This window comes from Azospirillum brasilense (genome assembly GCF_003349955.1).
GTDB lineage: Bacteria > Pseudomonadota > Alphaproteobacteria > Azospirillales > Azospirillaceae > Azospirillum > Azospirillum brasilense_B.
In genome coordinates this window covers 1-8796 of sequence record NZ_QLKQ01000143.1, presented here as the reverse complement: position 1 = coordinate 8796, position 8796 = coordinate 1, and the positions used below count along the sequence as shown (strand labels likewise).

Here is an 8796-nt window from a genome sequence, read left to right as displayed (position 1 = left end):
CTTAACCTCGCGCCCGCCGCCACACCTTCAGCTCTGGTGAATTATCCGGGCTAGCCCTGAGCAACCGCGTGCGTCGCAGCGCAGGCCTTCGTCGGGGACGCCGCGCAGGTGCCATGGCAAGCCATGGGCGACCGAGCGGCTCAACGTGCCGCCGCGTCTACAGATGCAGGGTGCCGCTGGCGACGGTCACGGCCTGGCCACCGACGCGCACCGTCAGTTCGTCGCCGTTTCGGGTCCATTCGACGTGGATCAGGCCATCGCGTCCCATCTCGATGCCTTGCTCCGCAAGGTAGCCACCCTGGAGAGCCGATGCGTGCCGGTGCCTTGCCAGGAATGCCGCGACACACCCGTTTCCAGACCCGCAGACGGGGTCCTCGGCAACGCCTTCGCCTGGCGCGAACGTGCGCAGGCGCAAGCGTACCGGCGCGTCGGCCTCGTGCTCGGCAAAGACGGTCACGCCGACGGCACCCGATGCGCGGCAGCGTTCGGCGATGCGAGGCAGGTCGGGACGCAGCGATGCCAGGGCGGCGACGCTGCGCAGCTCGGCGATCAGCCACGGGATGCCGGTGGAGACGACTTCCACCGGCATCGCGGCCAGCATGTTCGCATCGCAGCCCAGCAGGGCCGACATTTCCCCAGGACCGATGGCCGTGTTGCGGAACTGCGGGCTGGCCTGGGTCATCCAGTAGATCGGCGGGCCCTCGGTCGGAACGACTTCGACAGGCACGATGCCGATGCCGCAGGCCTGCCGCAACAGACTTGCATCGGCCAGGTCGCCACGGTGCGCACGCACTGCGCTCGCAGTGGCGATGGTGGGGTGCCCGGCGAACGGCAGCTCGCTGGAGGGCGTGAAGATGCGCACCCGATAGTCGGTATCGGGCGATTCCGGGGCCAGCACGAAGACCGTCTCGGATAGGTTCATCTCGCGCGCGATCCGCTGCATGGTCCGCGCATCGAGGTCGTCGGCATCGAACACGACGGCAGCCGGGTTGCCCCTGAGCGGCTGGCTCGTGAACACATCGACTTGCAGGAAGGATTTGTTCATTGCTTCTCCAGGTTCGGTCGCACCGCCTGTGCTCGGTTGCGTGCGCGTGGCCGGGGACGAATCACGCGGCCAGGGCCTTGGCGCCGCTCGACGGTCTCCACAAAAGAATACATGCGGCGAATCCGAGGAAGCCGATCCCCGCCAAGCGCGTGCAGCGCTGGCGCCAGACGGAAGTGCCCAATGCTCCCCGCACGCGGCTTGCAATGGCGGCATAGCCGGTCAAGGTGGCGCCGCTGAGGATCACGAAGATCGCGGTCAGGCCCATGAACTGAGGGATGAGAGCCTGGTCGGCCCGGATGAACTGGGGGAAGAAAGCGGTGAAGAAAAGGATCGACTTCGGATTGGATGTCGCCACCAGGAATCCTTCCTTTGCCAGCGCGAAGGCCTGCACCGGCCCTGCGTCATGGGCACCGGCGTCCGGCGGCCGTGTGTGTCTGCCCTGCACAAGCAGGCGAAGACCGAGGTACGCCAGGTAGGCGGCGCCGGCCAGCCGCAGTGCGGTCATCGCGTGGGCGGATGCAAGCAGGAACAGGCCGACGCCCCACGCGGCCGCCGCGGAAACCACGAGCAACCCCAACATGTTGCCCAGCGTCGACCACAGGCTCGCGACCACGCCCTGGCGAGCGCCATTGCGCATCGCCAGCAGGATGGCCGGGCCGGGCGTAAGGATGGACAGCCAGGCCGCCAGGACGTAGGAAATCAGGAGCGGGATATCGGACATGGCGAACTCGGCGGGCTTCTTCGTCGGTTGTGAAGGAAGTGCACTTCGACGATAGCCAAGGCCATTCGAGCTGACCATTGAGCTTTTCTCGACGCTTGCTGAGACCTTCTCACTCGGCAATTCGACGCATCGGTCTTAAGGTTTCCAGCCAGACAACGTCACTCCGGATATCCGCGCACGCCACCATGAGCCACCTTCAGACCGTTCGCCTCTTGATGCTTCCCGGTATCGGCAATTCCGGGCCGGAGCATTGGCAGACGCGCTGGGCGTCGCGCCAGGAGCATGGCCGGCGATTCCAGCCTGCCGACTGGGACAGGCCGGACCTGGCCGACTGGCTGCAGGCACTCGATGCGGCCCTCGACGAGTGCGGTGCGCCCGTCGTCCTGGTCGCACACAGCCTTTCGTGCCTGCTCGTCGCGCACTGGGCATCGCGGCCGGGAATCGGAGAAGACATCCAGCATCGGATCGCCCAGGTCCGGGGCGCCTTCCTCGTTGCCGTCCCTGACCCCTACGCACCGGCGTTTCCGAGCGAGGCGAGCGAGTTCGGCCCGCCACCGACCGACCCCCTGCCGTTTCCCGCACTGGTGGTCGCCAGCAGCGACGACCCCTATGGCTCGCCGGAGCACGCCCGGCACATGGCCATGGGTTGGGCAGCGGGATGCGTGGAAGTCGGCGCCCTCGGGCACATCAATGCCGCCAGCGGCGTGGGCGACTGGGACACCGGCTGGCATCTGCTGCAGGCATTCGGAGCGGGGCTGCGCGTCCAGATGCCGGCATCGAATCGACCGGGAGCATGAGCATGCTCGCGTACCGCTACCTGACCGGCATCGACGACGCGGCGTTCTGCCACCGCGTCACCGCGGCCCTGAACAGCGGCTGGGCGCTGTATGGCGAGCCGAGCCTGACCTACGACCCGGCGCGTGGCGCAGTGATCTGTGGCCAGGCCATCGTCAAGACCATCGAATCGACGACGTACAGCGAGTCACTGGACTTGTCTGTGCTCTGACGGAGATCTCCTAATGGATGCATCGACTGCGATCCTGGGCTTCGCGCTGACGGCGCTGCTGCTCACCTTGACCCCCGGCCTGGACACGGCGCTGGTACTGCGCACGGCCGCTGTGGAAGGGGGGCGCAAGGCGATGAGGGCGGGCGGCGGCATCGTGACCGGCGTGCTGATCTGGGGGCTGATCGCGGCCCTCGGGCTCGGCGCGGTGCTCGCGGTCTCCCGACTCGCCTACACCCTGCTGCAGATCGCGGGCGCGGCCTATCTGCTCTGGCTCGGCTGGAAGCTGATCTCTGGCGCGCTCAAGAGCCGGCCGACGCTGCCCGCAGATGATCCGCCGCTCGTGCGTGGCGAGCGCTGGTTCCTGCGCGGTCTGCTGACGAATCTGCTCAATCCCAAGGTCGGGGTGTTCTACGTGAGCCTCCTGCCACAGTTCGTTCCCGCCGATGTGCCGGTGGTCGCATTCAGCGTGCTGTTGGCCGGCATCCACGCCGCGATGGGACTGCTCTGGTTCGCCGCACTGGTGCTGGCCACGCGGCCACTGGCACGCTGGCTGCGCCGGCCCACGGTGATGCGCTCGCTCGATGCGCTCACCGGCCTGGCGCTGATGGGGTTTGGCCTGCGTCTGGCCCTGTCCAGGCCGACGAGCTGAGGTGCGAGCGGCATGGACATCGGAACCTTCCTGCTGCTGGCCGGTGCCGGCATGATCGGCGGCATCTGCAATGCGGTGGCCGGCGGCGGCACATTCTTCACCTTTCCCGCGCTGCTGGCTGCCGGCGTACCACCCGTGGTGGCCAACGCCACCAGCGCGGTGTCGATATGGCCGGGGCATGCGAGCAGCCTGCTCGGCTATCGCAGCGAGCTCGGGCGCCACCGCGCCGAGTTGCGGCGCAGCCTGCCCGTGGTCGGTGCCGGTTCGCTGGTGGGCGCCGCACTGTTGGTGTTCACCGGAGATGCACAGTTCAGCCGTCTGGTGCCGTGGCTGATCCTCGTCGCGACCGTTCTGTTCGCCCTGGGACCCTGGCTGCGCCAGGCCATCGAGCGGCATGCTCGCGGTCAGGTGCCGCACCTGGTGGCGGCGGGAGCGGAGTTCCTGACCGCACTCTATGGCGGCTACTTCGGCGCCGGCCTGGGCATCATGCTGATGGCGATCCTGACCTTGCTGGGTGTGCGCGATGTCCAGGAGGCCAACGCCGTCAAAAATGCGATGGCTACCGTCGTGACCAGTGCCGCGGTGATGCTCTTCGTCGCCACCAGGTCCATCGCCTGGGCGCAAGGCAGTGCGGTCCTGCTGGGCGCGATCGTGGGGGGCTATGCCGGCGCGCGGTTGGCGCGCTGGATTCCGCCGCTGGCCCTGCGTTGGACGATCGTGGCGACCGGCCTGACGCTCGCGGCGTACTTCGGACTGGAGGCGGGCGCATGATGGATCGTTTGCAGCGGGCGCGCGACGCCCACGCCTGTGCGAACACGGCGCTCCCCGGCATCGCCAATGGCGCGCGATGCTGCTTTCTGCGCTCCGCCGCGTTTGCGGACAACGTGGCACCGACCCTGCCACCCGCCTGGATCTGCCAACTCGACTCGACCAACGAGGCGCCGTGTCGATTCAGTTGGCGAACTTTCTGTGAGGAGTCCATTCGATGAATTCACTTGATGCACTGACCGCGCTCTGGTCGCTGGGCGGGCTGCCGCCGCAGGCGCTGGCCGGGATCGCGCTGACGGGAAGCGACCCGGTGTTCCCCTCGTCCTTCGCTGTCGGCACCGCCGCGCAGACCAGCATTGCCGCGGCTGCACTCGCCGCCTGCGAACTCGGCCATGAGCGGGGTGCTCCGCGCCAGCGTGTCGCCGTGGACATGGCCCACGCCGCCGCCGAATGCACCGGCTGGTTCACGCTCGACGGCCAGGAGCCCGAGCTGTGGGACCCGTTCGCCGGCTTGTACCGCTGCGACGATGGCTACGTGCGTGTCCACACCAACTTCCCGCACCACCGCGATGGTGCACTGCGCCTGCTGGGCCTGGACCCGGAAACCGCCACACGCGCCGACACCGAGCAGGCCCTGCGGGGTTGGAAGGCGCTGGACTTCGAGCAGGCCGCGGCCGACCACGCACTGGTGGCCACGGCGTTGCGCAGCTTCGCCGAGTGGGATGCCACGCCCCAGGGTCAGGCGGTGGCCTCGCAACCCCTGATGACCATCACCCGAATCGCCGATGCGCAACCGCGCGCACTGCCGCCCCTGGCGGCCGATGAGCGGCCGCTCGCCGGCCTGCGCGTGCTCGACCTCACGCGCATCCTGGCCGGCCCCGTCGGTGGGCGGGCGATGGCGTCGTTCGGCGCGGACGTGATGCTGGTCAATTCACCAAACCTGCCCAACATCGCCGCCATTGCCGAAACCAGCCGCGGCAAGCGCTCGGCGCACATCGACCTGCGCAGCGAGGCCGGACGCGAAGCACTGTGGCGGCTCGTGGAAGACGCCCACGTGTTCTCGCAGGGGTACCGGCCCGGCGGCCTGGCCGCGCTCGGCTTCTCGCCCGAGGCCCTGGCCGCGCGCCGGCCCGGCATCGTCGCCGTGTCGCTGACCGCCTACGGCACGCAAGGGCCCTGGGCCGGTCGGCGCGGTTTCGATTCGTTGGTGCAGACGGCGATGGGTTTCAACCACGCCGAGGGCGAGGCGGCGGGCGACGGCAAGCCGCGCGCGCTGCCGATGCAGATCCTCGACCAGGCCAGCGGCTTCCTGATGGCTTTCGGCGCCGCCGCCGCGCTGTGGCGACAGTCGCGCGAAGGGGGAAGCTGGCACGTGCAGGTGTCGCTGGCGCAGACCGGGCACTGGCTGCGCGGGCTGGGGCGCATCGAAGAGGGCCTGCGGGCTGGCAGGCCGGACCTCAGCCCCTGGCTCGCCGACGAAGTCTCCGGCTTCGGCCTGCTGCGCGCCGTGCGCCCCAGCGCGCAACTGGCGCGAACACCGGCCGGCTACGCGCGACCATCGGTGCCGCCGGGAACGGATCGCTCGAACTGGTGAGCGCTTGTCCGCAAGCCGAGACTTGATGCGGCCGGCCCCCTTGAATGAGCGATATCCCAGGTCACCCGGGCGATGCATCGCGTGGCGCACCGATGCCTGCCACGTCAGCCTTGCCCTCCCATCTGCTGTGGACCATTGCCCTGGCGGCGGGCGCATCCGTGGCCAACAGCTACTACAACCAGCCGCTTCTCGGCGAACTGAGCCGGGAGTTCGCGCTCTCTGCGGGGAACGTGACCTGGCTGCCCGTGCTCACCCAGGCGGGCAATGCCCTGGGCGTGCTGTTCCTGGCACCACTGGGTGACCGCCTGGAGCGCAAGTCACTCATCCTGCGAACGCTGGCGGCGCTGGTGCTCTCCTTGGTGCTGGCAGCCGCGTCCTCCGGCTTCGTTCAATTGGCACTGGCGAGCCTCGCCGTGGGCTTGTGCGCCACCGTGGCGCAGCAACTGGTTCCCTTGGCCATCCACCTGGCGCCCTCCCACCGCAAGGGGCAGGTGCTCGGCGTGGTGACGGGCGGCATCCTGATCGGCATCCTGCTGGCCCGTGTGGTGAGCGGCTGGATGACCGAGCTTTGGGGCTGGCGGTCCGTCTTCGGTTTTTCTGCGGCACTGATGCTGGTACTGGGCTTTCGGCTGGCATGGACGCTGCCGGTGGTACCACCGTCCTCCGATCTCGGCTACGGACGATTGCTGCTGTCGATGTGGCATTTGGTGCGCAAGCACGCTTCCTTGCGCCAGGCTGTGGCCGTCCAGTTCCTGCTGTTTGCCAGCACGATCGGCTTCTGGGCAACGTTCGCGCTCTGGCTGGAGCGGCCGCCGCTGCAGCTCGGCGCGGTATCCGCCGGCCTGTTCGCGCTGGTTGGCGTGTGCGGCGCGTTGGCTGCACCGGCGGCTGGCCGTTTTGCCGACCGGCGCGGACACGGCGCAGTCGTTCGTGCCGGCGCAGTGTGCACCGCCATGGCATTTGCCGTGCTGTACCTGGGGGGCTCATCGATCCCCGCACTCGTCCTCGGCATCTTCTTGCTCGACGTGGCCGTGCAGTCGGCCCAGGTGGCGAACCAGACCATGATCTATGCATTGGATGCGGGTGCACGCAGCCGGCTGAACACCGTGTTCATGGGCACGATGCTGCTTGGCGGGGCCTTCGGCGCTGCTGCAGGCGGGTGGGCCTTCACCGCGCATGGATGGGCCGGGGTCTGCGCCTTTGGCATGCTCAGCACCACCATTGCGTGGGGCCTGTCTCTTCGGCTAACCCAATGATGACAAGTGAATTGACAAACCGTCTGCTGGTCGAAGCAAACCCTGACATGACGCCGATGCCACCTCAGGTGGTCATATCGGGGTGCTCCGGCGGCGGCAAGTCGACCCTGCTCGGGGAACTGCGGCGGCGTGGTCATGCGACCGTCGCCGAACCCGGGCGGAGGATCATCGCCGAGCAGATTCGACAGGGCGGCAACGCCCTGCCGTGGACCGACCTCGCGGCCTTTCTGCGCGAGGCGCTGCGCGTCGCCGCCATGGATCTCGAAGGCGCGGCACGGGACGCTGGTCCGGTCTTCTTCGACCGTGGGCTAATCGACGCAGCCGCAGCGCTTCAGCGACTGTTCGGTGTACCTCTGTCGGAAAGCCTGGGCGAATCCCGCCCCTATGGGCGGCTCGTGTTCCTCGCTCCGCCCTGGCCGGACATCTATTGCGCCGACGAGGCGCGGCGGCACGGCTTTCCCGAGGCTGAGGCGGAATACGCCCACCTGGATGCAACCTACCGGGCACTCGGCTACGAAGTCAGGTTGCTTCCGCGCGCCAGTGTGGCCGAACGGGCCGACTTCGTTCTCCAGGCGATTCATCGCCGCTGAAGGCGAGACCGACTTGTGGCGGCCGCCTTGGCTGTCGATCCGAACGCGGCCTTGTCGCAGGCGCACTCGCAGGCACCGTTTGGGGTGATCACGCGATGACAGGGATGGCGAAAACGGGAAGAGGCGGTCTCCGGTTTGTTTGTCGTGTCGAAGCCGGATTTCGGTTCGACTGTCACCGGATTGGCTTCCCTCCGGTGTTGTCTCATGGACTCTTGCGCTGTTCCTCATGCCGCTCGCGCTCGCTCAGCATGGTTTGCTTCGGGCATTGCCATCCTGGCATTGGCCACCCGCGCCGCCGCGGCGGAAGTATGGGTCGTTACCGACTCGCATCATCCGGTCCATGGCCAGGCTGACCGGCACCTCATCCTGGACGCGGCCGCGGTGCTCGAAGCGGAGCTGGCCGACAACCTGCCCACCGATCCTGAGCGCGCCAGCGCCATCGTCCAGCAACGCCTGAAGCTGGGCGGTACAGACCTGCAGCGAAGGATCGGCACCGCCTACCAGGGCGTTGCCGATGCCTGGAGCCTTGGCGTCGCCAAGGTTCCGGCCATCGTGGTGGATCGCCGATACGTGGTCTATGGCGAGGCGGACGTGGCCCGTGCGGTTGCCCGCATCGACCAATACCGGAGGACGCAGCCATGACGAGGCGTCCGTTCGCGCCATCCCGGTGCCAGCGGTTGGCCATCGCGGCGCTGCTGCTGGGGTGTTCCGCATCGTCCTTCGCACTGAACACGGCCACCATCGTGGCCTCCACCCTGTCGCCGGATTGCCTGGAGTACCGCGTCACCGGCATCTGCTACTGGCTCTATTGCACCTGGACGGGATGCACCGTGCGCACCTCGGTCAAGGTGCGCCACTACATCCCGGATGCCGTGGTGTCGAGCTACTCGAACACCGGCGAGAACTCTTGGGTCGAGGTGCGGGCGATGAGCCTGCCGAACCCGACCGCGAAGGCCGGCGGCGACGGCACCACCAACGAGGATCACGAGAACAACCTGGCGAAGTTCAAGAACGCCGACGTCATCGGCCATCCCGGTGGCCATGTGTTCAGCCAGTTCGCCAGCGCCTCCGGCTACACCTGCGAGGGCGCCGGTACCGCCTTCATGCCCTATCAGGCTGCGGAAAAACGAACATATTTCGGCTATTTGCCTCCGCCGAGGCTTGAGA

General features: G+C 68.0%; 11 protein-coding genes. 9 read left to right on the top strand and 2 right to left on the bottom strand.

The features are described from left to right. Positions 1–157: 157 nt before the first annotated feature. Together DXK32_RS31430 and DXK32_RS31425 are read right to left on the bottom strand one after the other, a co-directional pair. Positions 158–1045: a PhzF family phenazine biosynthesis protein gene (locus DXK32_RS31430; RefSeq protein WP_058875826.1), complete on the bottom strand. Its 888-nt coding sequence runs from the start codon at positions 1043–1045 to the stop codon at positions 158–160. 61 nt (positions 1046–1106) lie between these two features. Next, positions 1107–1844 carry a LysE family translocator gene (locus tag DXK32_RS31425; RefSeq protein ID WP_205215877.1) on the bottom strand — a complete coding sequence of 246 codons (738 nt, stop codon included), beginning with the start codon at positions 1842–1844 and terminating at the stop codon, positions 1107–1109. A 107-nt stretch (positions 1845–1951) separates the two neighbouring features. Here DXK32_RS31425 and DXK32_RS31420 point away from each other — a divergent pair, with 107 nt between their 5' ends. The 9 genes from DXK32_RS31420 to DXK32_RS31380 all read left to right on the top strand — a co-directional run. Beyond that, positions 1952–2563 (top strand): RBBP9/YdeN family alpha/beta hydrolase, encoded by a 612-nt coding sequence (locus DXK32_RS31420; RefSeq protein WP_114862084.1) that lies wholly within the window; start codon positions 1952–1954, stop codon positions 2561–2563. Between the two features lie 2 nt (positions 2564–2565). After that, positions 2566–2772 carry a DUF1737 domain-containing protein gene (locus tag DXK32_RS31415; RefSeq protein ID WP_029578109.1) on the top strand — a complete coding sequence of 69 codons (207 nt, stop codon included), beginning with the start codon at positions 2566–2568 and terminating at the stop codon, positions 2770–2772. A 13-nt stretch (positions 2773–2785) separates the two neighbouring features. After that, a complete protein-coding gene (locus DXK32_RS31410; protein WP_114862083.1) occupies positions 2786–3421 on the top strand; it encodes a LysE family translocator in 636 nt (211 codons plus the stop codon). A gap of 12 nt (positions 3422–3433) precedes the next feature. Next, entirely contained in the window at positions 3434–4192 is a 759-nt protein-coding gene (locus DXK32_RS31405) for a sulfite exporter TauE/SafE family protein (RefSeq protein ID WP_114862082.1), read from the top strand. A gap of 214 nt (positions 4193–4406) precedes the next feature. Further along, complete coding sequence (locus tag DXK32_RS31400) at positions 4407–5783, top strand: CoA transferase (protein ID WP_114862081.1); 1377 nt, start codon at positions 4407–4409, stop codon at positions 5781–5783. A 44-nt stretch (positions 5784–5827) separates the two neighbouring features. Then, complete coding sequence (locus DXK32_RS31395) at positions 5828–7039, top strand: MFS transporter (protein WP_114862080.1); 1212 nt, start codon at positions 5828–5830, stop codon at positions 7037–7039. Next, on the top strand, positions 7036–7629 hold the full coding sequence (locus DXK32_RS31390) for an AAA family ATPase (RefSeq protein WP_247877435.1): 594 nt from the start codon (positions 7036–7038) through the stop codon (positions 7627–7629). Before DXK32_RS31395 ends, DXK32_RS31390 begins: the two co-directional genes overlap by 4 nt. 204 nt (positions 7630–7833) lie before the next feature. Continuing rightward, positions 7834–8271 (top strand): TIGR03757 family integrating conjugative element protein, encoded by a 438-nt coding sequence (locus tag DXK32_RS31385; RefSeq protein WP_114862086.1) that lies wholly within the window; start codon positions 7834–7836, stop codon positions 8269–8271. After that, positions 8268–8796 (top strand): TraU family protein (locus DXK32_RS31380; RefSeq protein ID WP_205215875.1); only part of this gene is annotated, 529 nt, incomplete at its 3' end. The genes DXK32_RS31385 and DXK32_RS31380, both read left to right, overlap by 4 nt.

Excerpts from the sequence above, each read along its gene's own strand:
- DXK32_RS31430 (WP_058875826.1), bottom strand. The coding sequence starts at position 1,045 with ATGAACAAATCCTTCCTGCAAGTCGATGTGTTCACGAGCCAGCCGCTC.
- DXK32_RS31385 (WP_114862086.1), top strand. The coding sequence starts at position 7,834 with ATGGACTCTTGCGCTGTTCCTCATGCCGCTCGCGCTCGCTCAGCATGG.
- DXK32_RS31390 (WP_247877435.1), top strand. The coding sequence starts at position 7,036 with ATGATGACAAGTGAATTGACAAACCGTCTGCTGGTCGAAGCAAACCCT.
- DXK32_RS31400 (WP_114862081.1), top strand. The coding sequence starts at position 4,407 with ATGAATTCACTTGATGCACTGACCGCGCTCTGGTCGCTGGGCGGGCTG.
- DXK32_RS31410 (WP_114862083.1), top strand. The coding sequence starts at position 2,786 with ATGGATGCATCGACTGCGATCCTGGGCTTCGCGCTGACGGCGCTGCTG.
- DXK32_RS31420 (WP_114862084.1), top strand. The coding sequence starts at position 1,952 with ATGAGCCACCTTCAGACCGTTCGCCTCTTGATGCTTCCCGGTATCGGC.
- DXK32_RS31395 (WP_114862080.1), top strand. The coding sequence starts at position 5,828 with ATGAGCGATATCCCAGGTCACCCGGGCGATGCATCGCGTGGCGCACCG.
- DXK32_RS31405 (WP_114862082.1), top strand. The coding sequence starts at position 3,434 with ATGGACATCGGAACCTTCCTGCTGCTGGCCGGTGCCGGCATGATCGGC.
- DXK32_RS31425 (WP_205215877.1), bottom strand. The coding sequence starts at position 1,844 with ATGGTCAGCTCGAATGGCCTTGGCTATCGTCGAAGTGCACTTCCTTCA.
- DXK32_RS31415 (WP_029578109.1), top strand. The coding sequence starts at position 2,566 with ATGCTCGCGTACCGCTACCTGACCGGCATCGACGACGCGGCGTTCTGC.